The 1,434-nt window shown below is 70.0% G+C and carries 1 protein-coding gene; it reads right to left on the bottom strand.

The features are described 5' to 3' along the window. Nucleotides 1-176: 176 nt before the first annotated feature. Entirely contained in the window at nt 177-1,046 is an 870-nt protein-coding gene (locus FrCorBMG51_RS20190; protein WP_047224621.1) for a lysophospholipid acyltransferase family protein, read from the bottom strand. Nucleotides 1,047-1,434 lie beyond the last annotated feature (388 nt).

The following is a 1,434-nucleotide window of genomic DNA, read 5'->3' as shown; positions in this document are numbered from 1 at the left end:
GCCACCTCGATGACGGCCAGCCACACCGCCAGAAAAAGATCACCTATGGCGACCAGGACCGCGACCGCGGCGGTCACCGACAGTAGATAGCCAGCGGTGAGGCCGCGGCCCACCCAGGTCCGCCGTGATCTTGCGCGCCACCAGCTCATCCGCCGCCCGTCCATGGTCGTCACAGATCAGAAGAATACCGACCGACGTTGCATCAGCAGTCCGTAGAGGGAATGCTGAATCGTCTCCCGGATGCGGTCCGTGAGCTCGAACACCAGCATGGGGTCCTCGGCCGCCGCCGGGTTCGGCGATTCCGTCTCCACCGGTTCGCCGAACTCGATGAACCATTTCGACGGCAGCGGTACCAGGCCGAGGAGCCCCAGCCACGGAAATGTCGGGGTGACCGGCAGATAGGGCAGCCCGAGCAGTCGGGCGAGCGTCCGGAAGTTTCCGATCATCGGGTAGATCTCCTCGGCCCCGACAATCGTGCACGGAATGATGGGGACGCCCGTGCGCAGGGCGGCCGAGACAAAACCGCCGCGGCCGAAGCGCTGCAGCTTGTAGCGTTCGCTGAACGGCTTGCCGATCCCCTTGAAACCTTCCGGCCAGACCCCCACCAGGTGGCCACCGGCAAGCAGCCGTTCGGCATCGGCCTGGCAGGCGAGGGTGTTACCGGTCTTGCGCGCCAGCGGTGCGAGGAACGGCACGGAGAACACCAGGTCCGCGGCGAGTATCCGCAGGTGCCGGTGGGCCGGATGATGGTCCATTATTGCCAGCGAGGTCATGATCGCGTCCAGCGGCAGGGCACCGGAGTGGTTGGCCACGATCAGCGCGCCACCGGTGTCCGGAACGTTCTCCAGACCGCGCGTCTCGACCCGGAAGTAGTTCTGGTAGACCGGACGCAGCAGCGGCGCGATGACGTTCTCGGTCAGGTCCGGGTCAAAACCGTGCTCGTCGACCACGTAGTCGCCGGTGATCCGGCGCCGCAGGAACGCGAGAAAACCCGCGAGCGCCCGTTCCAGGCTGCCCGCGTTGGCCAACGGCTCGGACGGCAACACGGACGCCGGCCCGGCGCCGACGTCGTCGGCGGGAGCGTTCAGACCGAAAACACCCGCCCGCTCCTTCGAGGCCCACGTATCGCCGGCCTCCGGGGTGAGGAACTCCCCGGGTCCCGGGGATTCCCAGGATGCCCGGGACTCCCTGGAAACCGCCGGGCCCCGCTCGCCGGCCCCGCCGGGGCCTGTCACGTCGGCGCTGTCCGGACGCGCGCTGTCCGGACGGGCGGGGGCCCGGCGCGCCGAGTCCCGGCCGCTCGGGGGACCGGCGTCACCCCACCGCTGGCCGCCGGAACGCTCCGCGGCCGTCCGCGTCTCCGTTGGTACCGCCGTCGCTGACGTGGGCGGGTCGCTCCGGCGCGGGTCCGGGCCGGAGCCCTCGGCCCGCCGG

The organism is Protofrankia coriariae, assembly GCF_001017755.1.
In the GTDB taxonomy this organism is placed as follows: Bacteria; Actinomycetota; Actinomycetes; order Frankiales; family Frankiaceae; genus Protofrankia; species Protofrankia coriariae.
The sequence above is the reverse complement of the archived record's forward strand: the minus strand, read 5'-3'. Positions and strand labels throughout refer to the sequence as shown.